Origin of the sequence: Acinetobacter guerrae, assembly GCF_009372255.1 — a bacterium.
In the GTDB taxonomy this organism is placed as follows: domain Bacteria; phylum Pseudomonadota; class Gammaproteobacteria; order Pseudomonadales; family Moraxellaceae; genus Acinetobacter; species Acinetobacter guerrae.
On sequence record NZ_LXGN01000025.1, the window covers coordinates 1 to 1315 of the forward strand.

Here is a 1315-nt window from a genome sequence, read left to right on the forward strand (position 1 = left end):
TGTATTAGCCCCGAATTAAAACGGACACTTCTCAATTAAGACCTAGTCATAGAACTAGGTTTAAGGAGTGCCTTATGGAACATATTGAAGTTATTACAACAACACAACGTCGTCGACGTTATTCAGGTCAAGAAAAAGCTCAATTTGTTGCTTTAGCCATGCAAGCAGGCTCATCGGTTTCTTCTGTTGCCAGACAGTATGGTATTGCCCCTGGTTTACTGTTTAAATGGAAAAAACTGATGCAAGATGGTGGAGTAACTGCCGTGGAAGCGAATGATCAAGTGGTGAGTGCATCTGACTATAATGCGCTTTTGAAAAAGGTAAAACAGTTAGAGCAGATGCTGGGACGTAAAACGGTAGAAGCTGAAATTCTCAAAGATGCACTAGAGATCGCTCAAGCAAAAAAGTACATATCGCATATACCCTTATTACCACCCGACGATATCCAACACAACAAATAGCCCATGTTTTAGGCGTATCGAGATCCAATCTCTATCAGCGACTTAAGCAGCCTCAACCTGCTTCTCGTTCACGATATTGTAAGATGGATGATTTACTTCTATTACCCATCATACGAGAGATCTGTGATGAACGACCAAGTAATGGGTATCGGCGTGTGACTGCACATTTAAATCGTTATCTCCAACGGCATATGCTGCAACTTGCTCGGGTTAACCCTAAGCGTATTTACCGCATTATGAAGCAGAACAAATTACTTCTGACACGAGGCATGCAATTGAAAAATGATAGGACACATGAGGGCCAAGTTGCAGTCTCTGTATCAAACAGTCGTTGGTGTTCAGATGGGTTTGAAATCAAATGCTGGAATGGAGAGAAGGTACGGGTGATCTTCAGTCTGGATTGTTGTGATCGTGAAATCATTAGTTATGCTGCCACCACGATGGGGATCAGTAGTGATATGGTCTGCGATGTACTTGTGCAGAGTATGGAAAGACGATTTGGTGCCGTGAGTAATTTACCTCATCCGATTGAATGGCTTACAGATAATGGCAGTTGTTATATAGCAAAGTCGACACGGCAATTTGCACATACACTTGGATTCCAAATCTGTACTACCCCTATTAGGAGTCCACAGAGTAATGGAATGGCGGAGGCATTTGTAAAGACATTCAAACGCGATTATGTCTATTTGAATGATGTTCCTGATGCTGAAACTGTATTGAATGCTTTACCTGCATGGATGAATGATTACAATTGCAATCACCCACATAGTGGATTAAAAATGAAATCCCCACAGGAATTCAGATCGCTAAAATTAGCGAGTTAACTGTCCGTTTTAATGGGGGCTAATACA

The 1315-nt window shown here is 41.6% G+C and carries 1 protein-coding gene; it reads left to right on the forward strand.

Annotation, left to right across the window (positions count from 1 at the left end):
• Positions 1-74 precede the first annotated feature (74 nt).
• A protein-coding gene (locus A7A69_RS09490; protein WP_152877209.1) for an IS3 family transposase occupies positions 75-1288 on the forward strand; the annotation gives its coding sequence in 2 pieces (ribosomal slippage) (positions 75-402 and positions 402-1288; 1215 coding nt in all).
• Positions 1289-1315 lie beyond the last annotated feature (27 nt).